Source organism: Labilithrix sp., from assembly GCA_019637155.1.
Lineage (GTDB): Bacteria > Myxococcota_A > Polyangia > Polyangiales > Polyangiaceae > Labilithrix.
Genome location: JAHBWE010000009.1, coordinates 326,033 through 350,741, shown reverse-complemented (window position 1 = coordinate 350,741; position 24,709 = coordinate 326,033). Strand labels below are relative to the sequence as shown.

Genomic DNA, 24,709 nt, shown 5'->3' with positions numbered 1-24,709 from the left:
AAATGAGCAGCGGTGAGGCGAGCGCGCGCCGTCCGATCATCCCCGTCGCGATCGTCGGGCTCGTCCTCGGCGTCGTCGCGTGCGGCGGCTATCTGCTCCATCGCGCCGAGAGCGGCGTGAACCAAATCGCGCTCGCGGACGAGCCGAAGAGCGTCACCGTGATCGAGACGAAACAGGCTCGCTTCCGCGACTCGCGACGGTACATCGGGACGCTCGAGCCGTGGCAAGAGGCGAAGATCGGACCGCAGCTCGCCTCCGGCTTCGTCGACACCGTGCTCGTGCGCCCCGGCTCGATCGTGAAGCGCGGCGACGTCCTCGCGACGCTCGACTGCCGCAACGCCTCCGCCGCGAGCGCCGCGATCGCGCACCAAGCGCGCGCACTGGAGGAGCGGCAGAAGGCGGCCGCGAGCGAGGCCGCGCGCCTGAACCAGCTCCTCGACGGCGGCTACGCGGCGCCGAACGAGGTCGAGCAGAAGGCCGCCCAGGCGGCCGCGAACGCGGCGCAGATCCAGGCGATCCTCGCGCAGGGCTCGGGCAAGGCGCTCGAGGTGAACGACTGCGTCCTCCGCGCGCCCTTCGCCGGAGAGGTCGCGACGCGCCTCGCCGATCCGGGCGCGTTCGTGCGCCCCGGCAGCGCGATCGTCGATCTCGTCGATCGCAGCGTCGTGCGCCTCACCGCGTTCGTGCCGGAGATCGACTTCGAAGCGGTGCCGCCGAAGACGCCGGTGCGGCTCCGCCTCGTCGCGACCGGCAAGACGCTGACCGGCGAGGTCGCGCGCCGCGCCCCCTCCGCCGACCTCTCGACGCGCACCGTTCGCTTCGAGGTCGACCTCCCCAACGCCGAGCGCGACATCCCCACCGGCACCACCGCGGAGATCGAGGTCGACGTCGGCGACACCGTCGACGCGGTCGAGCTCCCGCTCGTCGCGGCGAAGGTGCGCGGCAAGAAGGCCACCGTGTTCGTCGTCGAGGACGGCGTCGCGAAGAAGACGCAGGTCGACGTCCTCGGCGAGCGCGCGAGCAGCCTCTACGTGAAGCCGGAGCTCGGGTCCGGCGCGCGCGTCGTGACGCAGGGCCGCTCCCTCCTCGGCAACAACGACAAGGTCGCGGCGAAGGTTGAGGCGAGCGCGAAGTGACGAAGCTCGCGCTCAAGAACCCGCTCTTCGTCCTGATGCTGAGCGTCGCGCTCCTCGTCTTCGCCGCGGTCGTGACGCCGCGCATGAGCGTCGACACGTTCCCCGAGCTCTCGCCGCCGGTCCTCGTCATCGGCACGAAGGCCTCCGGCATGGGCCCGACCGAGGTCGAGAAGACGCTGACATGGCGCCTCGAAAAAGCAGTGAGCGCGACGCCGGGCGTCGATCACGTCGAGAGCCTCTCGCGGAGCGGCCTCAGCGTCATCTTCGTGTGGCTGAAGTGGGGGACCGACCTCGACGCGGCGCAGACCAACGTCCAGCAGCAGGTCGCGTTCGCGATGTCGTCGGTCCCGAAGACGCTCGGCATCATCCCGCCGTTCGTCCTCCAGTACGATCCGTCGAACGCGCCGGTGATGCAGGTCGCGGTCTACGGCGGCGGCTTCAGCGCGTCGCAGATCTACGACTACGCCGCGAACAACGTCGAGCCGCTGATCGAGGGCATCACCGGCGTCGCGAGCGCGTCGGTCAACGGCGGCAAGGAGCGGCAGATCAACGTCATCGTCGATCCGGCGAAGGCGGCCGCGCGCGGCCTCTCGTCGAGCGACGTCGCGAAGGCGATCGAGCGCTCGAACGCGCTCCTCCCCTCGGGCCGCTTCAACCCGAAGGCGTTCTCCGCGAACGTCTACACGAACGCGGTGCCGGCCCGCGTCGACGACATCGGCGACGCGATCCTCAAGCTGAAGGGCAGCCAGCCGGTGCGCATCCGCGACGTCGCGCGCGTGGTCGACGGCGGCTCGAAGGACGCGCAGGCGGTGACGATCAACGGCGAGGTCGGCGTCTACCTGAACGTCCTCCGCGTGCCCGGCGGGAACGTGGTCGCGATCAACGACCAGATCAAGGAGATCGTCGCCGGCCTCACCGACCTGCCGCCGGGGATGCGGGTCGAGCCGATCTTCGATCAGTCGACGTTCGTGCGGACCACGATCGAGGGCCTCAAGAAGGAGATCCTCCAGGCGCTCGTCCTCATCGCCGTCGTCATCCTGCTCTTCCTCCAGAGCCCGCGCTCGGTGCTCATCGCCGCGATCGCGGTCCCGATCTCGTTCGCGATCATCCTCATCGTCCTCTACGCGACGGGGCAGAGCCTCAACGCGTTCACGCTCGGCGGCTTGACGCTCGCGATGGGCCCGCTCGTCGACATCTCCGTCGTCGTCCTCGAGGCGATCCACCGCGCGGGCCGCGACAAACACGAGGGCCGCGTCGTCGCCGCGCTCGAGGGCACGCGCTCGGTCGCGATCGCGGCGCTCGCGGCGACCCTCGCGACGATCGCGGTGCTGCTCCCGGTCGTCCTCCTCTTCGGCCTCGCGAAGCGCCTCTTCGTCCCGCTCGCGATCACGGTCGCGACCGGCATGCTCGCCGGCTACGTCGTCTCGATGATCGTGACGCCGGTCGCGTGCCGCTACTTCCTCCCCAAGGAGCACCGCGAGCCGGGGCCGATCGCGCGCCGCCTCGAGCGCGGCGTGCAAGCGATCGCGCTCGGCTACTCGAAGCTCCTCCGCGCGGTGCTGGGGTATCGCGCGTGGGTCATCGCGGGCGCGCTCGTGCTCGTGAGCGGCGCGGTCTTCGTCACCGGCCGCCTCCCCGCGACGTTCTTCCCCGAGATCGACGAGTCGATGGAGACCGTCTACGTGCGCTTCACGCCCGGCACCTCGCTCGAGGACGCCGCCGCGATGACGAACGCGATGGCGCAGACGCTGAAGGAGAAGCTCCCGCCCGGCTCGGTGAAGCTCGTCCTCACGAACGTCGGCTCGCCGAGCAAGGCGCGCTCCGCGATGACGAGCCCGAACATGGGCACGCATCAGGGCTTCATCGGCATCGAGCTCGCGGACCCCGCCGCACGCGACCTCGATCAACGCGAGATCGCCGACCGTATGCGCGAGATCCTGGCGCACACCTACCCCGGCGTCGATTTCCTCCAGGCCCCGGGCGCGCTCGTCGCGAGCGTCTTCTTGAACGGGTACATCGCGCCGATGGTGGTGGAGGTCCGCGGCGACGACCTCGCGACCCTGATCGATCAGTCACGCGCGGTCGCGGAGGTCGCGCGCACGGTGCCGGGGATCCGCGACGTGTACGTGCGGCTCGAGGACGACTTCCCGGAGCTCCGCGTCGACACCGATCGCGAGAAGGCAGGCCTCGTCGGCGTGACCGCGCGCGACGCGGCGCAGACCACGCTCGAGGCGGTGTACGGCAACATCAACACGCCGGCGGTGTGGACCGATCCCGGCAACGGCCAGAGCTACTACGTCGTCACGTACTACGACGACGCGATCATCCAGGACACCGCCGCCGTCGGAGAGGTGCCGGTCCGCGTCGGCGCCAACGGCGCGCCGATCCGGCTCGACGCCTACGGCAACATCCGGCGCGAGGTCGGCCCCGTCCTCATCGCGCGCAACCAGCTCACGCGCGCGGGCCACGTCTTCATGCAGACGGAGGGCCGCGACATCGGCAGCGCGGCGAAGGAGCTCGAGGCGAAGCTCGCCCAAGACCCGCGGACGAAGGGCGTGACGACGAGCTTCGTCGGTCAGGTGCAGCTGATGCGCGAGACCTTCGGCGGCCTCGGCCTCGCGCTCGGCCTCGCGGTGATGGTCGTCTTCATGATCATGGCGACGCAGTTCAAGTCGCTGCGCCTCCCGCTCGTGATGCTCTTCACGATCCCGGTCTCGCTCGTCGGCATCGTGGGCGCGCTCATGGCGGCGGGCCAGGGCCTCTCCATCACCGCGCTGATGGGCGTCCTCATGGTCATCGGCATCGCGGTGTCGAACGGCATCTTGTTCGTCGACCACGCGAACCGCCAGCTCCAGAGCGGCCTCACCCCCATCGACGCCGTCGTCGACGCCGCGCGCGTCCGCTTCACCCCGATCGCGATGACGAGCCTCGCGACGGTGTTCGGCCTCCTCCCCACCGCGCTCGCCCTCGACGAGGCCTCCGCCTCGAACCGCCCCCTCGCCCTCGCCGTCGTCGGCGGCCTCCTCTCCTCGACCGCCCTCTCCCTCTTCCTGGTCCCGACGATGTTCACGCTCCTAGCGAAGCGCGCCACCCCCTCGCCAGAAGAGTCCCCTCTCTACGCCCCAGAATAAGCCCACCCGGGCCCCAGAAGCGGCCGCGCAAGCGGGCGCGAAGCGCCCCGAGCGCGCAGCGCGAGGGCCGTGTCTGGGGTGGGGTGTCGGGGCGAAGCCCCGACGTTGAGAGCCCCGACGTTGAGAGCCCCTACGAGCGATGCGCCTGGTACACGCGCGCGCGGCGCCCGCGGTCCTTCGCCTTCAGCTTCGCGCGGTAGCGCTTGGTCTTCGTCCGGTTCGACTTGCGCGGCTTCTTCGAAAGAATGAGGTACATGGCGGAGGAACCGATCTAGTCGAGCCCGCCTTTTCAGGCAAGCTCGCTCAATGGACCGCGCGCCGCAGCGTGACATGTCCGGCGAGCCGCGGATGCCCCGGCAGCCGAACGTCGATGCGCGGCCCCGCCTTGTCGCGCGCGTAGACGAGATCGACGCGGTCCCGCCGCCCATGGTCGTCGACGACGACCAGCGTCGTCCCTTCGACGCGCTCCACCGTCCACGCATCGGCGAACGCGTTGGCGCGAACCGTGATGCGCGCCCCCGCCACCGTCGCGCGCGCCGCCTTCGCGTAGAGGTCGACCATCTTCTGCTCGTTCGCGGTGAGCTCACGCTCCGGCCGCACCGCTTGCACGACCCACTCCCCGGCGATGTCGCCCAGGAGCGGCGGCAACGGCTCCGGCGACGCGCTCGCCGGCACCTCGGGCGCGCGCACGATGACGGGCTTCTCCGGCGCGATCGCGATCTCGGGCCGCCCCAAGAACGCCGCCGCCGCGCCGATCGCGACGAGCACCGCGACCGCCCCCGCCCACCGCGAGCGGAGCACGCGACGGAGCCGCGAGACGCGCTGCCGGACGACGGGCGCGCCGAGCCCGTTCTCCGCCGCGATGTCGGCGAGGCGCTCGCCACCGTGCTCGCGCACGAGCCACTCCATCGTCTCGGCGTCGCGCCGCGTCCGGACGTCGCCGAGCACGCGATGCAGCACCTCGCGCTCCTCGAAGGCGACCGGCGCGGACGAGCACGACGCGAGCGGCGCCTCCCCCGCGCTCCGCTTCCCGACCCGCGTCGCGCGCCGGTGGTAGTCCGCGATCTTGTGGCGCGCGATGCCGACGAGCCAGCGCCGGAGGTCCTCCGGATCGGAGGGGATCGACCCGGCCTGGAGCGCGTCGCAGAGGATGGTCTGCGCGAGGTCGTCGACCTCCTGGCTCGGCACCCGGCGCCGCAGCAGCGCGACCAGCCCTCGTCGCACGTCCTCACGGGCGAGCTCGGGCGGAGGCGGCCGGATGTCGAACGCGACGCTCATGCTGGGTTAGGTCGTCCTTGGACGCATCGGCGTGACAGGTGATACGCGCGAGCCCGGAAATTCCTTTGGATCGCATGCTCCCGAGTGCGACCAAACTCGCGTAGCTCAAGCACTTTTTCGCCACGGCCGCGCTCGCGGGGTTGGGGCGATTTTGCCACCTTCTCCCTCCGCATGTCGCTCGAGCATCTGGAGAACGCGGTCAACGAGGTGTCGGACAAGGACTGGAGCTGGTGGCCCTTCTTGTGGCTCCGCCCGGAGAAGCACGAGCCGATGACGCTCACGCGCCTCGCCACGGTCGCGTTCCTGTTCGGCGCGCCGATCGGCGCGTTCCTCACCGTGGTCGGCGCGATGGTGAACCCCGAGGCCAAGTACGCCGCGCCGGTCCTCCTCGCCATCTTCCCGCTCCTCTTGTTCTTCGTCGCGAGCGTGGTCGTGGGCCCGATGTGGAACCGCCGCGCCGAGCGCCTGCGTGCGCGCGCGAAGATCGAGTAAGCTCACCGCGCTTTGCGCGTCCGACTCGTCCACGAATTCCGCTTCGAGGCGGCCCATCGCCTGCCGATGGTCGCTCCTGGTCACAAGTGCGAGCGCCTCCACGGGCACTCGTTCAAGATCGAGCTCGCGATCAGCGGCCCCGTCGATCCGAAGACGGGTTGGTTCATCGACTACGGCGTCCTCTACGACGCGTGGGCCCCGCTCGGCGAGCGGCTCGATCATCACTACCTGAACGAGATCGAAGGCCTCGAGAACCCCACGAGCGAGAACCTCGCGAAGTGGATCTGGGACCGCATGAAGACGACGATCCCGTCCTTGTCGCGCGTGACCGTCTTCGAGACCTGCGACGCGCGCTGCGAGTACGAGGGCGAGGAGTAGCGCATGGCGTTGGCGAAGGTGCTCGTGTGCCGCTGCGAAGACGTCACGCTCCACGAGCTGGAGGACGCGGTGAAGCGCGGTCACGACGACATCGAGTCGCTCAAGCGCTACACCGGCTTCGGCACGGGATGGTGCCAGGGCAAGAGCTGCGTCGCGCTCTGCGCGCGCCTCCTCGCCGAGCGCGGCGGCGACGCGTCACGCCCCTTCACCCCGCGCCCCCCGTTCCACCCCCTCCGCCTCGCCGATCTCGCGGGCCTCGCCGCCGTCGCGAGCGACGACGCGAAGGCAGGCCGCCCGCCCCATTAGCGCCCACGCGCGCCGAGGAGTCACATGCAATCTACATCCATCTTCGCGCCGAACCTCCTCGCGGGGAAGAGCGCGCTCGTGACCGGCGGCGGCAGCGGCATCGGCGCGGGGATCGCGAAGCTCCTCGCCGCGCACGGCGCGAAGGTCGCGCTCGTCGGCCGCACGCTCGCGAAGCTCGAGGCGGTCGCGAAGGACATCGAGGCCGCCGGCGGCGAGGCGACCTGCCACGCGTGCGACGTCCGCGACTACGCCGCGCTCGAGGCGGCGGTGAACGCGGTCGGCGCGCTCGACGTGCTCGTCAACAGCGCGGCCGGCAACTTCCTCGCGCCGGCGGCGACGCTCTCGGCGAACGGCTTCCGCTCCGTCATCGACATCGATCTCTGCGGCACGTTCAACGCATGCCGCGCGTCGTTCCAGCACCTCGTGAAGCCGGGCGCGAGCATCGTGAGCATCACCGCGACGCAAGCGGAGGTCCCGACCCCGCTCCAGGTCCACGCCGGCGCGGCGAAGGCGGGCATCGAGAAGCTGACGCGCGACCTCGCGCTCGAGTGGGGCCGCTTCGGCGTACGCGTGAACGCGGTCGCGCCGGGCCCGATCGAAGGCACGGAGGGCATGACCCGCCTCGCCCCCGGCGGCGCCGAGGACATGCTGAAGAAGCGCGTCCCCCTCGCCCGCTACGGCACCATCGACGAAGTCGCGAGCGCCGTCCTCTACCTCGTATCCCCCGCCGCCACCTACATCACCGGCACCACCCTCCTCATCGACGGCGGCACCACCCTCATCGGCCCCGGCCCCTTCCTCGACATGATGCTGGGCACGTAGCGAGCCCGTCAGAGACTCAACGCCTCAACCACGGCCCCACCCGGAAGGACACGCGCGACGCGTGGCACGTCGCGCGCCCCGGCACCACAACCCACCACGCGGCGCGGGCTTGGCGCGCAAGGATGCGGGGACCGTTGAGGGTCCTCATTCATTTCTTTTAATGGCCCGCACTACGTCGTCGCTTCGCTTCCACGTCCTCACGTGGGGCGCTGGGAGGTCGTCTTGCTCGTTACGTCGTCCGGCTACACCGCGGCGACGTCCGGCGTCGAGCCCGCTCCCTCGGCTACCGGCGCGAGCGCGGGGGCCGGCGTCGCCGCGCCGCGGAGCGCTTCCCATCCCATGAGCACGAGCATGATCCACGTCGCGTCGGCGAGGAGGAGGTGCACGAGCTGCATCCCGATCGGCGCGAGGAGCGTGAGGTTCAGGATGCCGCACGCGAACTGCGTGACGAACAGGACCGTGACGCCGCGCGAGAGCTTCCACGCGCGCTCCGACGTCGAGAGCGCCCGCACGACCCCCGCCGCCCCCAGCGTGAGGATGCCGGTGCCGAGCGCGATGATGGGATGAAGCATCCGCAGCTTCAGGAACACATGCGAGAGCGGCGAGAGGTCCTGCGCGATCCCCTCCCGCAGCGAAGCCGCCGGGAACAACGTATCGCCGAGCGCCGCCACCGCCCCGCTCGCCCCCAGCAACAACACCCCTCCAAGCGCAAGCACCACCACGGAACGAAGCGCAAACGGCACCTTCGCTCGCCCCTCCACCACCGCGCCCTGCCCCGTCTGCGCCCACCATGCCGTCAGCGCGAGCGCGCCCAGGAGGAGGAACGTGTTGCAGAGGTGAAGCGTCATCGAGAGGCCGCGCTTCATCGAGGCGTCGTGCGCGACGAGCTCGAACAAGACGAGCGCGGCGCCGATGGCGGCCTCGCCGAACACGAAGAACGTCGCGAACCCCGCGCCGCGACGGGCGCGATGGCCCTTCGGCAGGTTGCGCATCGCGACGACCAGGAGCGCGACCACCGCGACGAGCGCGAGGCCGCTCGTCACGCGGTGCGCCGCCTCGATGAGCGTGGCCGTGCTCTCTGCGCGCGGCACCACCTCGCCGTTGCAGAGCGGCCAGTGTCGCCCGCACCCCGCGCCCGACCCCGACGCCCGAACGAACGCGCCCCACAGCACGACCGCGACGTTCCACGCGAGGACCGCCCAGCCCAACCGCGCGACTTTCTTCTCTTTCAGGGAGAGATCCGCTGCCGCCGCTGCCGCCATGGCCGCTCACGTAGACGCGAACCGCCCCCGAAGCAAGCCGCCCGCTCACGGGTTGCTTCACGTAACAATCATTGTTACATGATCGCGATGCCCCACCTCTGGGAGACGGTGTTCGCGAAGCACAAGACCGTGTGGGGCTCCGAGCCGACCCGGTCGGCGCTGCTCGCGCGTGACCTCTTCGTGGAGCGCGGCGCGCGGAGCGTGCTCCTCCCTGGAGCCGGCTACGGCCGCAACGCCAAGCCGTTCCTCGACGCGGGGATGGCCGTGACCGGGATCGAAGTCTCCGAGACCGCGATCGCGCTCGCGCGCTCGCAGCTCGGGCTCGACTTCCCGATCCACCACGGCTCCGTCACCGACATGCCGTTCGACGACCGCACGTACGACGCGGTCTTCTGCTTCGGCCTCCTCTACTTGCTCGATCCGCCCGCCCGCACGAAGCTCCTCGCCGACTGCGCGCGCCAGCTCGCGCCGAACGGAGCGATGGTGTTCACGCTCATCGCGAAAGACGCCGAGATGTACGGCCGCGGCCGCAAGCTCGGCGACGACTGGTACGAGACCGAGCCCGGCATGCGCCTGTTCTTCTACGACGAGGTCACGGTCGAGCGCGACTTCGGCCCGTACGGCCTCGTCCGCTGCACGCCGATCGACGAGCCCATGCACAACGGCACGCTCCGCCCGTTCCTCCACGTCGTCTGCACGCGCGCGTGACTCACGCTCACGGCGCCGCGCCGAGCTCGGTGATCCACTTGCGGACCGCGGCGAGCTCGCCGGCCGTCGGCTGCGCCTCACCTTGCGGCGGCATGTGATCGTCGTCGTCGAGCGGCAGCGTCATGCGCGTGTAGAGCTTGCTGTTCGCCGGATCGCCGGGGACGACCTCGCCCGCCTTCAGGTTCGAGAGATCGGTGACGCGGAGCCCGCCCTTCGAGTTGCGCGTGTGACACGGCGCGCACTTCCTGAGCATCATCGACTGCGCGATCTGCTTCGACGTGAGCTTCGGCGCAACCGGCGCGGAGGCGTCGCGAACGACCGGCACCGGCGCCGGCGCTGTCGCCACCGCGTCGGCTGGCGCGCCCGCGTCCTCGATCGTCGCGTCCGGCGGCGCCTCTGCGTCGACCGGCTCCTCCGCGCCCGCGTCGTCGCCCTCGCGATCGTGATCGTGATCGTCCGGCACGACCGGCGGCTTCGACGCCTCGAGCGCGCTCGAGAACAGGAAGTCCGCGCCGTGCGTGATCGTGCCGCCGAAATGAGCGCCGAGCGTGACGAGCCCCGCCGCCGCGCCGAGGAGCGCGCGGTGCCCCCAGCGTCCGGCCTTCGCGCGGTACGGCAGCGCGAACGTCGCGAGCGCCGCCACCGTGATGCCGGCGAGCGTGAGGTTTCGATGCCGCGCGACGAGCTTCGCGGGGTACGACTCCCCGTACGCGAGGAGCACGCCGAGCACGATCGCGGCAGAGCCGGTGAGGACGAGGAGCGGGAGGAGCGACGTGACGAGGACGTCGGCGCGCCGGCGATGACGGCGGAGGAGCGTCCCCGCCTCCGCGAGCAACGTCGCGACGAGGACGCCGATCGGGAGATGGAGCGCGAGGATGTGGAAGCGCCCCAGCCGCGTCGCGACCTCCGACGTACCGGACCCGTTCACCGGCAACGCGAGCACCAGAGCGATCGCGACGACGACGCCCCCGCCGACGAGGGCCCGAACGATCATCGCTTCGCGACGGCGGCTCATTTCGATCACAGGAGCTTACGCGATGGCACGACGACGTTCGCGACGAGAACGCCGATCACGAGGGCGGCCCCGGCGAGCATCATCGAGAACACGCGCGCGTTCCCGTCGAGGACCTTCCCTTCGAAGTAGTCGCCGAGGCTGAGGAAGCCGACGCTGCCGGGGACGAGCAGCATCATGCCCGGGAGCTGGAAGAGCTGCGCCGGGCGGTTCGTCGCGCGCGCGAGGGCGTTCGCGAGGATGCACACCGCGAGCGCCGCGCAGAACGCCGCGACGTGCCCGGGGAAGTGGAGCCGCACGAGCAGCGCGGCGACGATCCAGCCCGTCGCGCTCGACGCGACGCTCGCCCAGAGCCACCGCCACGGCACCTGGAAGAGCGCCGCGAACGCGACCGACGACACCGCGAGCGCGCCGGCCTGCCACGCGATCCCGAGCCCGACCGGCGCCGTCGTCGCGATCCAGCTCGGCACCTCCACGCGCAACGCGTCGGCGAGGCCGTCCATGAGCGCGACGCCGAAGAAGATGAGGAGCAGCGTGACGGCCGCCTCCACGAGGCGCGCGCCGCCGGCGACGATGTTCTTCTGCGCGACCTCCGCGACGCCGGTCGTGAACGTCATGCCGGGGAAGAGCGAGATCGCGCCCGCCGGCACGATCACCATCGGGCGCGCCTCCGGCCACAGCATGACGGCGAGGCCGGCGCACGCCGCGGCGACGAGGCCGCCGAGGAAGTCGCTGAGCAAGAGGCGCGCGTTGCGGCGCGCGGTCCCCTTCGTCCCGCTCGAGAGCGCGACGCGGCTCCCCGCGATCACGGCGCCGACGACGGCGGCGACGAAGACGTCGACGAGGCCGCCCTGGAAGAACACCGCGACCGCGCCGGAGAGGACGACGGTGGCGCAGAAGACGAGCGGCTTCGACCACGGGTGAGGGAGGCTGATCGCCTCGCGGATCCGCGCGCGCGCTTCTTCGATCGACGCCTTCCGATCCACGACCGCGCTGAAGATCTCGTCGATGAGCGTGAGCCGCGCGAGATCGACGCCCCAGTCGCGCACGCGCGACATGCGATGCACCTGATGCCCGTGCCCGTCCGGTCCCGTCACGCGGAGGAAGAGGCCGGTCGGCAGCGCGAACGGCTCCGCGCGCTGGCCCTCCGCCTCGGCGACCTGACGGATGACGTCCTCGAGCCGGTAGCTCGGACATCCGTACGAGGCGAGGAAGACGCCGAGCTCGAGGAGGTAGTCGGCGAGCGCCTCGCGCGAGAGGTGCGAAGGCTCGTGCGGGCTCACGCGAGCGGGCGCGGCGGACGCTGGGCGTCGGGGCGGCTCGTCCCGCGGAGGTGCTCGAAGAGGCGCTGCTCGTCGTCGGCGGAGAGCCCGTGGAGCTCGATGCCGTACGAGAGACCGTAGTCGCCGGGCCGCCGTCCGTGCACCACGCGCGCGACGACGCCCTGCGCGTCGAACCACTCGTTCGATCGCGGCGGCTTGAAGGAGATGACGACCTCCTCGCCGGTGAGCACCGGCGCGATACGCCGCTCGTGTCTCCTCGCGCGCACGAGCATCCCCTTCGGCGAGAGATCGAGCGCGAGATCGCCGACGAGCTGGAAGTCGAAGTCGCGGACGACCTGGCAATCGAGGCGGACGTAGCGACGGAACGCCTTGCGGATCGGCTCGTGAATCATGCGCAAATCGTAAGGTAGGAGAATGTGTGCTGGCCAAGAATTGGGCTATGCTGCGTCCGTGGCGAGGCCGAAGGGCAAAGGCGGTCCTCCGCAAGAGACGCAGACGATCGCGAACGCGCACCGCATGGCGCAGCCGCTCGGCGCGATCGTCCGCGTGATGGGCGCGCGCGCGACGCCGAAGGACTTCCGCCTCGAGCGCGGGACCTGCATCCTCGGCGCGGGGGCGGACTCGGACGTCCGGATCGAGAACCCGAACGTCTCGCGCTCGCACGTCGAGCTCGGGCTCGTGCCGGAGGGGATCAGCGTCCGCGATCTCGGGAGCCGCAACGGCACCTTCTACCTCGGGCAGCGCGTGCAAGGGATCGTCCTCGCGCCCGGCGCGCGCATCCACCTCGGTCCGGTGGAGGTCGCGCTCGATCCGGACCTCGACGCGATCGAAGGCGGCGAGCCGTACCCCGAGCCGGTGTACCGCGGGATGATCGGCGCGTCGCTCCGCATGCGCTCGCTCTTCGGCGCGCTCGCGCGGCTCGAAGGCTCGCTCGTCACCGTCCTCGTCACCGGCGAGTCGGGAGTCGGCAAAGAGCTCGTGTCGCGCGCGCTGCACGAAGGGTCGACCGTGGCGCAGGGTCCGCTCGTCACCGTGAACTGCGGCGCGATCGCGCCCGAGCTCGTCGCGAGCGAGCTCTTCGGCCACAAGCGCGGCGCGTTCACCGGCGCGAGCGAGCAGCGCAAGGGCGCGTTCGAGAGCGCCGACGGCGGCACGCTCTTCCTCGACGAGATCGGCGAGCTCCCGCTCGACGTGCAGCCGATGCTGCTCCGCGCGCTCGAGTCGGGCGAGATCCGACCGGTGGGCTCCGATCGCTCGCAGCACGTCCGCGTGCGCGTCGTCGCGGCGACGCACCGCGATCTCCGGAGCGAGGTCCGCGCGGGGCGCTTCCGCGAGGACCTCTATTACCGCATCGCCGTCGTCGAGCTCGCGGTGCCGCCGCTCCGCGAGCGCGTCGACGACGTCGCCGATCTCGCGACGCGCTTCGCCCACGCGGCGGGCCTGCGCGAGCTCCCTCCTCCCGTGATCGAGCGGCTCCGCGCGCGGCGCTGGCCCGGCAACGTGCGCGAGCTCCGCAACGTCGTGCAGGCCTTCGCCGCGCTCGGCCGCTTGCCGGGCGAGTCCGCGCCGCCGGGGGCGATCGCGGCGGACTCGATCGAAGGGATGATCGACGTCACGCGGCCGTACGCCGATCAGAAGGACGAGCTCGTCGAGCGCTTCACGCAGGCGTACCTCGCGCGCCTCATGCAGCACACGGGCGGAAACCAATCCGCGGCGGCGCGCCTCTCGGGGCTCGATCGCTCGTGGCTCTGGCGCCTCCTCCTCAAGCACGGGATCGCGAAGGGATAGCGTGCGTATAATCCCTTCGTGAGCTTCGCTCCGGGGACCGTCATCGCGGGGAAGTACCGCGTCGAGCGCCTGCTCGGAGAAGGCGGCATGGGGATCGTGCTCGCCGCGCGCCACCTCGGGCTCGACGAGATGGTCGCGATCAAGCTGATCAAGGAAGACCGCGCGGCCGGCACCGACGCGCTCGCGCGGTTCCAGCGCGAGGCGCGCGCGGCGGCGCGGATCAAGAGCGAGCACGTCGCGCGCGTCCTCGACGTCGATCGCCTGCCGGAGGGCGATCCGTACATCGTGATGGAGTACATCGACGGGACCGATCTCCACGCGCTCGTGAAGCGGCGCGGGAGGCTGCCACTCGACGAGGCCTCCGCCTTCATCGTGCAGGCGTGCGAAGGCCTCGCCGAGGCGCACGCGCTCGGGATGGTGCATCGCGACCTCAAGCTCAAGAACCTGTTCCTCACCAAGCGCCGCGACGGTCGCGCCCTCATCAAGGTGATCGACTTCGGCGTCGTGAAGCTCGCGCAGCTCGCGGACGAGGACACGACGCGCATGCAAGCGGCCGCGCCGCGCGACGTGTCGCTGACGAGCACGTCGACGCTGATCGGCTCGGTCCACTACATGGCGCCGGAGCAGATCCGCGCGTCGAACGTCGTCGATCCGCGCGCGGACGTGTGGTCCCTCGGCGTCTGCCTCTACGCGATGCTCACGCTCCAGATGCCGTTCGACGGCGAGACGGTGACGGACATCTGCATGCAGATCCAGGGACGCCCGCCGCGCGACGTACGCGCGCACTCGCCGCACGTGCCGGCCGAGCTCGCCGCCGTCGTCACGCGCGCGCTCGAGAAGGACGTGCGGCGCCGCTTCGGCAGCGTCGGCGAGCTCGCCGCGGCGCTCGCGCCGTTCCACGCCGATCGGATGGCCGCGTCCCGCATCGAGACGATCCTCGAGTCGAGCGTGCAGAGCCGCGGCGCGCTCGCCTTCGCCGCGACGGCAGAGGTGCCGTCGGCGCAGGGCCACGTCACGCAGGACATGTCGATCGTGCCGTCGTTCCACGGTCGCGTGGAGAGCACGATCGACGCCGCCGCGGTCGGCTCGCTCGCCGTCGCGCCCGCGCCCGTCCCGGCGAAGCGCTCGTACTGGGTCGGCGCCGCGCTCGTCTCGCTCGCGGCGGCGGGCACGCTCGGCCTCGCGTGGATGCGCCAGCCGAAGGCGCGCCCGGAGCCGGCCGTCGCCGCGGCGCAGCCGCCCGCGACCGCGCCCGCGACGAAGACCGCGCCGGCGACCGTGAGCGTCGAGCCCGAGCCTGCACCGCCGCCTTCGCCGCCGCCTCCGTCGACCGCGACGCCGCCGGCGCCTGCGCGCGCGACGGCGCCGAAGACGAAGCGGCCGCCGAAGCACGAGCCCGCGACGAAGACCGAGAGCAAGAGCGAGCCCGCGGGTGCGTACGACAAGTTCTAGGCTGCTCCGCGTCGCGCTCGTCCTCGCGCTCACGATCGTCCCCGCGCTCGCGCGCGCCGACGCCGACGAGCAGCGCGCGGTGCAGCTCTTCGAGAAGGGCCGCAAGCTCGCGCGCGACGGTCGCTGCGCGGAGGCGATCGCGCCGCTGCAAGAGAGCCTCCGCTACGCCGAGGGCGTCGGCACGCTGCTGAACCTCGGCAACTGCTACGAGACGCTGGGCAAGAGCGCGAGCGCGCATCGGGCGTTCCTCCGCGCGCAGGAGGTGGCGCACCGGAACGACGACAAGCGGCGCGAAGAGGCGCGCGACCGTGCGCGCGCGGTGGAGAAGGACGTGTCGACGCTGCTCGTGCACGTGCCGGTGTCGATCAAGGCGAGCGCGGAGCTCCACGTCGACGGCGAGCCGTGGCCGCGCGATCGCTGGGACGTCCCGTGGCCGATCGACGCGGGCGTCCACGAGATCGAGCTCATCGCGCCGAAGCAGCCGAAGCAGATCGAGTCGATCACGGTGAAGCCCCGCGGCGCGCGCGCGGAGTGGTCGGCGAAGCTCCCCGACGCGGGGCCGGCGACGACGACGACCGCGCCGCCCGCGAGCCTCGCGCCGTCTCCGCGCGCCCCCGGCGAGGACGACGTCGGATCGACGCAGCGGACGCTCGGCCTCGTCGCGGGCGGCGTCGGCGTCGGCAGCGCGATCGCGGGGACCATCTTCGGCGTGATCTCGCTCAGCGCGCACTCGTCGCTCGTCGGCCGGTGCCCGACCTATCCGCGCTGCAACGTCGCCGACAAGAGCGCCCTCGACGACATGAACGCGAACGCGCAGACGTCAGGCACGATCGCGACGGTGGGGATCATCGCGGGGCTCGCGCTCGTCGCCGCGGGCGCGGTCCTCTACTTCACCGCCCCGGCGCGCGCCCTCCGCTGAGTCGAAGCAACGGCCTGCTGTTTCGGCGCAACAGGTCCGGCGCTCCAAGCGCGAAAACGCCTGGATTTCCGGACCGCCGTGGGCCGGCACGCCCCCTGCTTCATGGGTGTGCGTACCCCACGGAGGCCATCATGTTCGGCAAGTCTGCATTCTTCGTTCGCTCTCTCTTCGTCGCTTCGTTCCTCGTGTCGCTCGTCGCGTGCACGTTCGAGCCGGCTGAGGAGCGCGAGGGCTCGACGACGCAGCACTCCACGGGTCGCGACGACGACGAGGGGGACGTCGACGCCGACGAGGACGAGGACGAGGACGACGCGCCGAGCCGCGGCGTCGACGCGAGCGCCGCGATCGACGGCGGCGGCGCCGACGCGTGCGCGTGCGGGACCGACGCGGGCATCGGCGTCACCGACGGCGGGCGCGCCGACGGCGGCTGGGGCGGGCACGCCGACGGCGGCACGTGGGCTCACGACGCGGGCTCGTGGGGCGGACACGACGGCGGCTGGGCGAGCGACGCGGGCAGCTTCTGATCCTCGCGCACGTCCGAGCGCGTCCGGTTCGCTGTATCATGCGGCCATGTTTCGGCCGCTTGCTCTTGCTTCTCTCGTCGCCGGCCTCGGCGCTTGCGCGGCGATCCTCGGTGACTTCGAGGTCGTCGCCGACACGACCGACGGCGGCGCGAGCGACGGCGGCGCGGACACCGGCGCTCCGGAGGACGGCGGCGCCGACGCGGGCCCGCAGCCGGAGCCGCTCGACGTCGCGGTGACCCTGCACGCGACGTGCGCCACGCTCCGGTATCCGACGGAGCGGCGCACGTACTGCTGGGGCGCGCAGCTCCCGAAGAACCCCGAGTACCTCGGCGTCAACGGCAACGCGGCGCCGATCGGGCCGGGCTTCTACGCGCCGCAGGCACCGAACGGGAGCCCGCTCGGCGTCGAGCGCCTCTTCGGAACGGGCACCGGGAACTGGTTCATCGCCGCGGGCGGCGAGAGCCAAGGGCTGAACGAAGCGTTCACGTGGGGCTCGAACGCGAGCTCGCAGAGCGGTCAGGGCCGCGACGCGACCGAAGCGCCGAACGTGCTGCCGAACCGCCTGAAGCGAGGCGAGACGACGCTCAGGATCGCGGGGGCGCGCGCAGGCGGCGGGCCACGTCACGGCTGTATCGTCGAAGACGGAAAGCTGTATTGCTGGGGGCAGAACGATTTCTGTCAGGCGAGCGGCGGCGCCCTCGAGACCTGCACGAAGACCCCCATCGACCCGCCGATCCTGTCGCCGGCGGAGGTGCTCCACACCCCCGGCTCCGCGTTGACGTACGTCGCGGTCGCGGCCGGCGACGCGCACACGTGCGCGCTCGCGCAGGTCACGGGGACGAACGAAGCGGGGGTGTACTGCTTCGGAAAGAACGAGGCCCGGCAGTCCGGTCGACAGGGGGTCACCACCCCGATCGCGAATCCGCAGGAGGTCGAGGGTGTCCCGCGCGCGTTGCCGGACCGGATGGAGATCGCCGCCGGAGACAACCACACGTGCGCGATCGTCGATCGGAACAAGCTCCATTGCTGGGGCGCCAACGACGCGAAGCAGTCGTCGCCCGACGCGCAGCAGCTCGACGTGCTCGCGACGGAGGTCCCGGGGATCGCGCCGGACGGCGCCGAGCTCTCGATGCTCCGCCTCGGCGGCAACGCGACCTGCGTGGTCACGACGCCGCCGAACGCGCCGTCGCGCATCCAGTGCTTCGGCGGCGGCGCGCTCGGCCGCCTCGGCGGCGTCGGCGTCGCCGAGGTCGAAGGCCTCATGGACATCAAGGCCCTCGCGATCTCGAGCCTCCACGGCTGCGCGATCGCGCGCACCGCAGAGAGCGCCACGCACGGCGTCTACTGCTGGGGCGACAACGTCCCGCGGGGCGTCGACCCCGCCTCGGAGGAGGGCTCCTTCGCTACGCCTCGCCGCGTCCTGTTTCCTTCAACAACGCAGGGGCCTGCGGCCCCTGCACCCCGCTCGCAGCCGTAGGACGCGCGCGAAGACGCGCGCATCCTCCGCTGCTCGCCGATGCGTACGGGGACGCTTTTCCTGGTCGCGGGGGGGCGCGGTCAGCGGGCGGGCGCGGTCAGCGGGGGGGCGCGGTCAGCGGGGGGGGCGCGGTCAGCGGGGGGGCTTGGGCGGGGTGGTGGGCTTGGCGGGCTTGGGGGGTTTGGGCGGCTTGGGGGGGGCGATCTTGCCCGTGCCGGTGTCGATGGAGCCGAGCTCCCACTTGTCTTCGGCGTGGCGGTGGTCGTGATCGCAGACGGACGTGGTGCGCTCGCCGTTGAACCAGACGTGGACGCACGGCGAGGCGCCGGACTGCGCGCGCTCGTCGAGGTAGAGGAGCGAGAGCGGCAGCTTGCGCCGCCAGCCGCCGGGGATCTTCATGTACGTGAACGAGCCGCGTGTCTTCGCGTCGCAGAGGCCGGGGACCGGGACCTCGGCCGAGCAACGCTGCCCCTTCGCGCCTTCGGTCGCGACGCGGAGGAGCACGCGCGGGAGCGGCGTCGCGGGATCGAGCGACTCGGTGTCGGACCACGCGAGCTGGATCTGCACGTCGCGCGTCTTCTTCGGGAGCACGTCGATCGTCGCGGTGCCGAAGCCCTTGCGGCCCGCCTCGTCCGTCGCCTCCGCCTTGATCGCGTACGTGCCGAAGACGTCGGGGGAGAGCTTCGCGCGCACGGAACCCTTCGAGAACGTGAGCTTCGCCTTCGACGCGGGCGGCACGTCGCCGAGGCTGAGGACCTGATCGACGAGCGTGTACTTGCCCGTCGCGATCGAGGCGAGCTCGCACTCGACGATTTCTCCCGCCTTCGCCGTAACCTTCGGAGTCCATGTTTTCCCCGCGCCGACGCGGCAGGACACGTCGGCCTTCGGCGGCGCGCCGCACGACGGGGCGTCCTCGTCCTCCACCACGAACTTGATCGGTTTGTCGATCCGCGCGGTCACGATCGCGTCGAGGCCGGAGCGATCGTCGTACTTGTTCCGGACGCAGCCCTCGCCGAGCATCGTCTGCTTCACCCACACCGTGACGTTGCCGCTCGCCTCCGCGACGCGGCTGATCTCGAGCTTCGAGACGATCGCGTCGTCGGTCGCGACGACGAGGAGCATCTCGCGCTGGAGATCGATCCCCTCCGGGATCGACGGGACGTCGTCCTTGCCGGACCACATCTTCTCCCAGTCCGTCCGCGTTCGGACGACGTACGCGCCGCCGTGGATGCTCGAGTACGTCTCGTTGCCGGGACGGCGCATCTTGAGGCCGTCGCCGGCCTTGTCGTCCGGCGACGCGGGCTGCGACTTGCTCACGTGCACGACCGTCACCGGCGGCGTCGGCACGCAGGCGCCGAGCACGCAGGTAAGGAGGGCAAGGATCGAGCGCGCTCGCACGAGGTCGCAGGATAGCCGAACCGGCCCGCGGAGCCGAAAACTCGGCCTCCCGCGGCCCACGACGACGCCGAAAACGCGGCCTCCCGCGGCCTACGGCGAGCGCCGAAGCTCGGCCTCCCGCGGCCCACGGCGGGCGCCGAAGCTCGGCCTCCCGCGACCTGCAGCGAACGCCGAAGCTCGGCCTCCCGCGGCCTACGGGAGCACCCGGAGGGAGCCTTTCACGACGCCGTAGCCGCCTTCGGTCCGGAGCTCCTTCCAGATCGACGGGGCGCGCGCGGGCTCCTCGAGCGCACGGAGGTAGGCGCCGACGAGGCGTCCCACGTCGGCCGCCGTCTCGCGCACGAGCTCGATGCGGAAGCGGCGCACGCCCGCGCGCGCGAGCTCGGGGAGGAGCTCCACCGCGCTCTGCGGGCGCGCGTGGAAGACGGTGTTGCGGCAGCCGACGTCGGCCTCCACCGGATGCTCCATCCCCGCGCGGTCACGGAGCGAGACGCGATGCCGCTCGCACGGCCGCCCGCAGGTCTTGTGATCGCGACCCTCGGAGAGCAGCGCCGCGATCACGCAGTGCTCCATGTGGAACAGCGCGATCGGGTGATGGAGGACGACCTCCATCCACGGCCCGAACGCCGTCTTCGCGAGGAGCGCGAGCTGCGCGGCGTCGAGATCGAACGACGGCGTGAACGCGGCGAGACCGCGGCCGAGGACCTCCGCCGCCGTCACGCGGTTCGTCACGTTGAGCGAGAAGTCGCCGATCGCGATCCCGCTCGGGGGCGAGGATGAGGGTGAGCGCGCGAGCTCGCGCAGCGCGCCGAGACCGCGCACGAGCACCGCGTCGGGCTGCAGCGATCCGAGGAAGCGATCGATCTTCTCTTCCCCCGGCTTGCGGATGCGCGGCGGCGCGACGCCGACGAACGCGCCGTCCGGGCGGGCCTTGAGCGCACGAAACGCGTCGCCGGTGCCGGTGAGCTCGAGGAAGTCGAGGTACACCCCCGCCGCCCCCGCATCGAGCGCGGCCTCGGCCTGCGCGAGCGTGCGGCAGAGCACGAAGAGGCCACCCGCCGGCGGCGACGGCGGCGGCGGCGCGGCGGCGGCGACGAGGTCGCTCGCGCGCACCGCGGTCGTCGCGGGCGGCGCGGCGGCGGCGACGAGGTCGCTCGCGCGCACCGCGGTCGTCGCGTGCGTCGTTGGCGCCGGCTTCGCTTCGTCGAGCGCGGCGACGAGCGCGCGGCGCGCGCGGTTGAGCGCGGAGAGCGGGAGCATCGCGCCGGCGGGGAGATCGACGTCGAGCTTCGCGAGCGCGTAGGCGGAGTCGCCGAGGCGTCCGAGCTTGTCCTTCAGCGTCGCTTCGTCGATCGGCGCCGAGCGCGCGGCCTCCACCGGCGCGTCGCCGGTCACGCGCGCGTAGGCGCCGTGCGCGGTGGTGCCTTCGAGGACGAACGGCTCGCCGATCGCGCCGGCGATGCGGAGGTCGACCGGCGTGCGCCGCTCCTCCGCGTCCCGCGCGCGAATACGCTTCTCCACCGCGGGCGCGCTCGTCTTGTGGACGCGGCGGCCGGCGGGCAGCTCGCCGATCGCGACGTTGGGTCCGAGCCAGACGCGCGTGCCTTCGAGCGCCCACACGCGGCCGCCGACCTCGCCCTCGCTCGCGTGCCCGCCTTCGACGAGGACGCCGTCGCCGAGCGCGAGGTCCTCGGCGCGATCGAGGACGAGCCAGGTCTTGCCGCGCGTGCGCTCGATCTTCGTGAGGACGCCGACGAGGAGGCCGCGGTGATCGCAGGAGCGAGCTTCGACGAGGCGCTGGTGATCGACGCCGGGGAAGAAGCCGAGGCCCGAGCCGCGCGTGAACGTCTGCAGCGCGTCGCGCCGCTCCTCCTCCGTCGGCCCGGTCCCGTCGACCGCCTTCCGATAGAGGCGCGTCGTCGCGGCGACGTATTCGGGTCCCTTGAGGCGACCTTCGATCTTGAGCGACGAGACGCCGAGGCGCGCGAGGTCCGGCACCACCGCGGAGGCCTCGAGGTCCTCGGGCGAGAGGAGGTACGCGCGATCGCCGGTGTCGACCGGCGCGCCGTCGACGACGAGGTCGTAGGGGAGGCGGCACGCTTGCGCGCACGCGCCGCGGTTCGCGCTTCGTCCGCCGATCGCCTCGCTCGTGAGGCATTGCCCGGAGTACGAGATGCAGAGCGCGCCGTGGACGAACACCTCGACCTCGACGTCGGAGCCGGCGCGGATCTTCGCGATGTCGTCGAGCGAGAGCTCTCGCGCGAGGATCACGCGGGAGCAGCCGAGCTCCTTCGCGAGGAGGGCCGACGACGCGTCGGTGCACGTCATCTGGGTCGAGGCGTGGATCGGGAGGTCGGGCGCGATCGCGCGCGCGAGCTTCGCGACGCCGAGGTCCTGCACGATGACGGCGTCGACGCCGGCGGCGGCGCACGTGCGCACCGCCTGCTCCACCGCGTCGAGCTCTTCGTCGAAGACGAGCGTGTTGAGGGTGACGTACCCGCGGACGCCGTGATCGTGGAGCCACGCGATCGTGGCGGTGAGCTCCTGCGCGTCGAAGTTCGTCGCGCGCGCGCGTGCGTTGAAGCCTTGGAGCCCGAAGTAGACCGCGTCCGCGCCCGCGCGCACGGCCGCCTCCATCGCCGCGCGATCGCCGGCGGGCGCGAGGATCTCGGGCTTCGTGCGCGGGCCTGTCACGGAGGGTCTCTTAGCGCTTACGCTGCGATCGTGCTCGAAAGAAAGGAGCCGGCCGACTTCCGCGTCCGCCCCGAGGGCGGCTACCTCGCGGGAGACACGTGGCTCTACTTCTGCGCGCGCCCCGATCTCTACGGCTTCGCGCTCTGGGGATCGCCCGAGCCGGACGACATGGCCGCGCTCGTCCGTCTCCTCGAGGTCGAGCTCGACCGCGCGCCGCACGCCGCCCTCGTCGACGTGAAGGACCTGACCGCCGCGCTACCGGCGTCGTTCGACGAGCTCGCCCGCTACTTCTTCGCGCACGCAGGCACGCTCGCGGACCGCGTCACGCGCTCGGCGATCGTGAAGGGCAGCGGGATGACGGCGGCGATCGCGGCGGGCTTCCTGGAATCGGTGCCCCCCACCTTCGCGGCCTCGCTCTACGCGGACGTCGCGGGCGCGCTCGAAGGCCTCGGCTTCGACCGCTCGTTCGCGAGCGCGATCGAGCGCGCGAAGGAGGAGGCGCGCGCGGTGCCTGGCGTCGTGCGCGCGCTCCGCGCCTGGCTCGACGACCACCTCGCGGAGACGACGATCGACGACGCCGCGCGCGCGCTCGCGACGGCGACGCGCACGTTGCAGCGACGGCTCACCGAGGCGTCGACGTCGTTCGCGGAGGAGGTCCGCCTCGCGCGCGTGCGCGCCGCGAAGCGCATGCTCGCCGAGACGGATTTGCCGATCACGACGATCGCGATCGACGTCGGCTGTTCGTCGCCGCAGCACCTGAGCACGCTCTTCCGGCAGTACGTGGGAGACACGCCGTCAGCCTGGCGGGCTCTGGTCTTACTCAACGTCGGGGGCTCCGCCCCCGACACCCCCGCCCCAGACACGGCCCTCGCGCTGCGCGCTCGGGGCGCTTCGCGCCCGCTGAAGCGGCCGCTTCTGGGGCCCCGGGGGGACCGAGGCCGAGGGCGTGGTGGGGCGTGAGGGCTCGTGAGTTGGAGCTACTTCGTCGTGGTTACGCGAGCACCTCCAACACGATCACTCGTCGGTGTCGGTGTCGGCGTTGGGGGCGGGGTCGAGGGTCGCGTCGTTGCCGCTGGTCGTGGTGACGGAGCCGCTCGAGGTGCTGGAGCTGGGCGGGGTCGAGAGCGTGGCGGCGTCGGCGTCGACGGCGCCGGCGGTCTGCGTCTTGATCCAGGAGAGGTAGTTGCCGACGCGGGAGTAGACGCCCGGAGCGCGGGCGCGGGCGCAGCCGATGCCCCAGCTCACGACGCCGATCTGGACGTACTTGTCGTCGATCTTCTGGAAGAGCGGTCCGCCGGAGTCGCCCTGGCAGGCGTCCTTGCCGCCGGTCGTGAACGCGGCGCAGATCATGTTCGCGCTGACGCGGCTGTAGCCCGAGTTCGACTTGCAGGACGCGTTCTCGATGATCGGGACGTCGACCTGACGGAGCGAGTCGCTCACCGAGCCGCCCTCCCTCGTGGTGCCCCAGCCCACGACCGTGGTCGTCGCGCCGCCGACGATCTTGGCGAGCTGCGCGCTGCTCACGAGGGTCGCGACGGGCGACGTCGCGGGCGTCGAGAGGTGGAGGAGCGCGATGTCGTTGTCGAGCGTGCTCGAGGAGTAGCTCGCGTGCTTGATCGCGCGATCGACCGTCTTCGTCTCGCCGCCGCTCGCCGAGAGCTTGTTCTTGCCGATGACGACGCGCGTGATGCCGCCCGTCGTCGTGCTCGACACGCAGTGCGCGGCGGTGAGCACCCACTCCTTGTGGATGAGGGTGCCGCCGCAGGCGAACGACCCCTTGTAGAGTGCAACCGCTCCCGGCCACGCGCCCTGCGCCGCGACGGTCCCGCCGACGATCGCGTCGGCGGTCTCGATCGACGTCTCCGGCTCTTCACCGGTATCGGCGGCGCAGGCGACCTGCGTGGCGGCGAAGACTGTGAGGGTGGCGGCGACGAGCCCGAGGCGAGCGGCGTGAGCGAACATGCGCGAACCCTACGGAGTCGAGCGCTGGATCGGTCGGCACCCAGGCGTCTCAATTCTGCCAGCCGCACGATCGGTCCCACCTTCACCACCCTCCGCATCACATGCGCATCACATGGAGTGCGAGGTAGGAGACGTCCGCCCCATTGACCAAAAACATCCAACAATTGCAGCTATTTCTCAACCCTCCTGGATCCCCGAACATCCGGAGCCTCCCGTGAGACGCGCCCACGTCGACGCACATCGTCCCTCGCGGTCCCACGTCTCTTTCGTGCGCAATGCACGCTTCATCGAGCGCGTTCGGCGGCGCACGGTCGACGGCCGCACGCTCCCGCCCGAGTCGCCACCACGACCACGCTGCAGCCACCACACGTGCATCCTCAGCCGATCGCTACGGCCCAGACGATCGACCCATGCACGCGTCACGACGCATCGCCGATAGCGCATACGTTCGCGCCAATTCCTACCGCTACAGTCACCGCGACCACGCTGCGGCCGCGCGCATGCGCTCGCGACGCGTCTCTTGCGATGGCCATCACGACTGTGCGGCAACCACCGCGCACACGTTCGCACCGATTCCCTACGCTACAGTCACCGCAACCGCGCATGCAGCCACTCGCATGCGCTCGCGACACGTCGCTTGCCGCCGATAGCCACCGCGACCTCGCGGCAGCCGCGCACGTCCACTCG

At 71.6% G+C, this 24,709-nt stretch carries 21 protein-coding genes; 13 read left to right on the top strand and 8 right to left on the bottom strand.

Features of this window, described 5'->3' with window-relative positions; translation table 11 throughout:
* The first annotated feature begins 2 nt into the window (after nt 1–2).
* The gene (locus tag KF837_21250) at nt 3–1,136 is read left to right on the top strand and encodes an efflux RND transporter periplasmic adaptor subunit (protein ID MBX3229860.1); all 1,134 of its coding nucleotides are present in this window, start codon (nt 3–5) and stop codon (nt 1,134–1,136) included.
* Nucleotides 1,133–4,267 carry an efflux RND transporter permease subunit gene (locus KF837_21245; GenBank protein ID MBX3229859.1) on the top strand — a complete coding sequence of 1,045 codons (3,135 nt, stop codon included), beginning with the start codon at nt 1,133–1,135 and terminating at the stop codon, nt 4,265–4,267. Before KF837_21250 ends, KF837_21245 begins: the two co-directional genes overlap by 4 nt.
* A 303-nt stretch (nt 4,268–4,570) precedes the next feature.
* Here KF837_21245 and KF837_21240 read toward each other — a convergent pair whose 3' ends face one another.
* Nucleotides 4,571–5,545, bottom strand: a complete 975-nt coding sequence (locus KF837_21240; protein MBX3229858.1) for a sigma-70 family RNA polymerase sigma factor — start codon at nt 5,543–5,545, stop codon at nt 4,571–4,573.
* Between the two features lie 171 nt (nt 5,546–5,716).
* On the opposite strand from KF837_21240, the gene KF837_21235 reads away from it, so the two are divergent.
* Genes KF837_21235 through KF837_21220 form a run of 4 tightly spaced genes read left to right on the top strand, consistent with a single transcriptional unit; the run spans nt 5,717 to nt 7,543 of the window.
* Entirely contained in the window at nt 5,717–6,037 is a 321-nt protein-coding gene (locus tag KF837_21235; protein MBX3229857.1) for a hypothetical protein, read from the top strand.
* A gap of 12 nt (nt 6,038–6,049) precedes the next feature.
* The gene (gene queD, locus KF837_21230; GenBank protein MBX3229856.1) at nt 6,050–6,415 is read left to right on the top strand and encodes a 6-carboxytetrahydropterin synthase QueD; all 366 of its coding nucleotides are present in this window, start codon (nt 6,050–6,052) and stop codon (nt 6,413–6,415) included.
* A 9-nt stretch (nt 6,416–6,424) separates the two neighbouring features.
* Nucleotides 6,425–6,721, top strand: coding sequence for a (2Fe-2S)-binding protein (locus KF837_21225; protein MBX3229855.1), 297 nt, complete (start codon nt 6,425–6,427; stop codon nt 6,719–6,721).
* Between the two features lie 24 nt (nt 6,722–6,745).
* Nucleotides 6,746–7,543, top strand: coding sequence for an SDR family oxidoreductase (locus tag KF837_21220; protein ID MBX3229854.1), 798 nt, complete (start codon nt 6,746–6,748; stop codon nt 7,541–7,543).
* Nucleotides 7,544–7,785: 242 nt separating this feature from the next.
* Here the strand turns inward: KF837_21220 and KF837_21215 are convergent, their stop codons facing one another.
* Complete coding sequence (locus tag KF837_21215; GenBank protein MBX3229853.1) at nt 7,786–8,805, bottom strand: COX15/CtaA family protein; 1,020 nt, start codon at nt 8,803–8,805, stop codon at nt 7,786–7,788.
* An 87-nt stretch (nt 8,806–8,892) separates the two neighbouring features.
* On the opposite strand from KF837_21215, the gene KF837_21210 reads away from it, so the two are divergent.
* Nucleotides 8,893–9,513, top strand: coding sequence for a class I SAM-dependent methyltransferase (locus KF837_21210; GenBank protein MBX3229852.1), 621 nt, complete (start codon nt 8,893–8,895; stop codon nt 9,511–9,513).
* A gap of 7 nt (nt 9,514–9,520) precedes the next feature.
* Here the strand turns inward: KF837_21210 and KF837_21205 are convergent, their stop codons facing one another.
* The 3 genes from KF837_21205 to KF837_21195 are packed head-to-tail and all read right to left on the bottom strand — an operon-like array spanning nt 9,521 to nt 12,200.
* The gene (locus tag KF837_21205) at nt 9,521–10,528 is read right to left on the bottom strand and encodes a hypothetical protein (protein ID MBX3229851.1); all 1,008 of its coding nucleotides are present in this window, start codon (nt 10,526–10,528) and stop codon (nt 9,521–9,523) included.
* Between the two features lie 5 nt (nt 10,529–10,533).
* Nucleotides 10,534–11,808 carry a threonine/serine exporter family protein gene (locus tag KF837_21200; GenBank protein ID MBX3229850.1) on the bottom strand — a complete coding sequence of 425 codons (1,275 nt, stop codon included), beginning with the start codon at nt 11,806–11,808 and terminating at the stop codon, nt 10,534–10,536.
* Nucleotides 11,805–12,200 carry a PilZ domain-containing protein gene (locus tag KF837_21195; protein MBX3229849.1) on the bottom strand — a complete coding sequence of 132 codons (396 nt, stop codon included), beginning with the start codon at nt 12,198–12,200 and terminating at the stop codon, nt 11,805–11,807. Before KF837_21195 ends, KF837_21200 begins: the two co-directional genes overlap by 4 nt.
* 58 nt (nt 12,201–12,258) lie before the next feature.
* Between KF837_21195 and KF837_21190 the strand changes: the two genes are divergently transcribed.
* From KF837_21190 to KF837_21170, 5 genes are all read left to right on the top strand, one after another.
* On the top strand, nt 12,259–13,596 hold the full coding sequence (locus KF837_21190; GenBank protein ID MBX3229848.1) for a sigma 54-dependent Fis family transcriptional regulator: 1,338 nt from the start codon (nt 12,259–12,261) through the stop codon (nt 13,594–13,596).
* Between the two features lie 18 nt (nt 13,597–13,614).
* Nucleotides 13,615–15,048, top strand: a complete 1,434-nt coding sequence (locus KF837_21185; GenBank protein MBX3229847.1) for a serine/threonine protein kinase — start codon at nt 13,615–13,617, stop codon at nt 15,046–15,048.
* Nucleotides 15,029–15,967, top strand: a complete 939-nt coding sequence (locus tag KF837_21180) for a tetratricopeptide repeat protein (GenBank protein MBX3229846.1) — start codon at nt 15,029–15,031, stop codon at nt 15,965–15,967. The genes KF837_21185 and KF837_21180 overlap by 20 nt, the downstream gene beginning before the upstream one ends.
* Before the next feature lie 131 nt (nt 15,968–16,098).
* Complete coding sequence (locus KF837_21175) at nt 16,099–16,491, top strand: hypothetical protein (GenBank protein MBX3229845.1); 393 nt, start codon at nt 16,099–16,101, stop codon at nt 16,489–16,491.
* 46 nt (nt 16,492–16,537) lie between these two features.
* Entirely contained in the window at nt 16,538–17,968 is a 1,431-nt protein-coding gene (locus KF837_21170; protein MBX3229844.1) for a hypothetical protein, read from the top strand.
* 132 nt (nt 17,969–18,100) lie between these two features.
* Here the strand turns inward: KF837_21170 and KF837_21165 are convergent, their stop codons facing one another.
* Together KF837_21165 and KF837_21160 are read right to left on the bottom strand one after the other, a co-directional pair.
* The gene (locus tag KF837_21165; GenBank protein ID MBX3229843.1) at nt 18,101–19,366 is read right to left on the bottom strand and encodes a hypothetical protein; all 1,266 of its coding nucleotides are present in this window, start codon (nt 19,364–19,366) and stop codon (nt 18,101–18,103) included.
* A 192-nt stretch (nt 19,367–19,558) separates the two neighbouring features.
* The gene (locus tag KF837_21160) at nt 19,559–22,003 is read right to left on the bottom strand and encodes a U32 family peptidase (GenBank protein MBX3229842.1); all 2,445 of its coding nucleotides are present in this window, start codon (nt 22,001–22,003) and stop codon (nt 19,559–19,561) included.
* Nucleotides 22,004–22,090: 87 nt separating this feature from the next.
* On the opposite strand from KF837_21160, the gene KF837_21155 reads away from it, so the two are divergent.
* A complete protein-coding gene (locus tag KF837_21155; GenBank protein ID MBX3229841.1) occupies nt 22,091–23,020 on the top strand; it encodes a helix-turn-helix transcriptional regulator in 930 nt (309 codons plus the stop codon).
* 54 nt (nt 23,021–23,074) lie between these two features.
* On the opposite strand, the gene KF837_21150 is transcribed toward KF837_21155, so the two are convergent.
* Nucleotides 23,075–24,022, bottom strand: a complete 948-nt coding sequence (locus tag KF837_21150; protein ID MBX3229840.1) for a serine protease — start codon at nt 24,020–24,022, stop codon at nt 23,075–23,077.
* Nucleotides 24,023–24,709 lie beyond the last annotated feature (687 nt).

Excerpts from the sequence above, each read along its gene's own strand:
- KF837_21235 (MBX3229857.1), top strand. The coding sequence starts at position 5,717 with ATGTCGCTCGAGCATCTGGAGAACGCGGTCAACGAGGTGTCGGACAAG.
- KF837_21205 (MBX3229851.1), bottom strand. The coding sequence starts at position 10,528 with ATGAGCCGCCGTCGCGAAGCGATGATCGTTCGGGCCCTCGTCGGCGGG.
- KF837_21210 (MBX3229852.1), top strand. The coding sequence starts at position 8,893 with ATGCCCCACCTCTGGGAGACGGTGTTCGCGAAGCACAAGACCGTGTGG.
- KF837_21170 (MBX3229844.1), top strand. The coding sequence starts at position 16,538 with ATGTTTCGGCCGCTTGCTCTTGCTTCTCTCGTCGCCGGCCTCGGCGCT.
- KF837_21215 (MBX3229853.1), bottom strand. The coding sequence starts at position 8,805 with ATGGCGGCAGCGGCGGCAGCGGATCTCTCCCTGAAAGAGAAGAAAGTC.
- KF837_21240 (MBX3229858.1), bottom strand. The coding sequence starts at position 5,545 with ATGAGCGTCGCGTTCGACATCCGGCCGCCTCCGCCCGAGCTCGCCCGT.
- KF837_21160 (MBX3229842.1), bottom strand. The coding sequence starts at position 22,003 with ATGGAGGCGGCCGTGCGCGCGGGCGCGGACGCGGTCTACTTCGGGCTC.
- KF837_21175 (MBX3229845.1), top strand. The coding sequence starts at position 16,099 with ATGTTCGGCAAGTCTGCATTCTTCGTTCGCTCTCTCTTCGTCGCTTCG.
- KF837_21250 (MBX3229860.1), top strand. The coding sequence starts at position 3 with ATGAGCAGCGGTGAGGCGAGCGCGCGCCGTCCGATCATCCCCGTCGCG.
- KF837_21220 (MBX3229854.1), top strand. The coding sequence starts at position 6,746 with ATGCAATCTACATCCATCTTCGCGCCGAACCTCCTCGCGGGGAAGAGC.
- KF837_21195 (MBX3229849.1), bottom strand. The coding sequence starts at position 12,200 with ATGATTCACGAGCCGATCCGCAAGGCGTTCCGTCGCTACGTCCGCCTC.
- KF837_21150 (MBX3229840.1), bottom strand. The coding sequence starts at position 24,022 with ATGTTCGCTCACGCCGCTCGCCTCGGGCTCGTCGCCGCCACCCTCACA.